The 233-nt window shown below is 67.4% G+C and carries 1 protein-coding gene; it reads left to right on the top strand.

Annotated features, from left to right (window positions below):
• On the top strand, window positions 1–233 hold a 233-nt coding region (locus tag CUZ56_RS15610), incomplete at both ends, for a thiamine pyrophosphate-dependent enzyme (RefSeq protein WP_148113793.1).

Raw genomic sequence — 233 nt, 5'->3', positions numbered from 1 at the left:
ATCGAGGTCTCGCTGACCGCCAACCCGTCGCATCTGGAAGCGGTGGACCCGGTACTCGAGGGTCTGGTCCGCGCGAAGCAGGATCTGCTGGACAAGGGTGACGACGAAGAGGGCTTCTCGGTCGTACCGCTGATGCTGCACGGCGACGCCGCGTTCGCCGGCCAGGGCGTGGTCGCCGAGACCCTGAACCTGTCGGGTCTGCGCGGGTACCGCGTCGGTGGCACCATCCACAT

Source organism: Saezia sanguinis (genome assembly GCF_003991585.1).
Taxonomy (GTDB): domain Bacteria; phylum Pseudomonadota; class Gammaproteobacteria; order Burkholderiales; family Burkholderiaceae_C; genus Saezia; species Saezia sanguinis.
The sequence above is the reverse complement of the archived record's forward strand: the minus strand, read 5'-3'. Positions and strand labels throughout refer to the sequence as shown.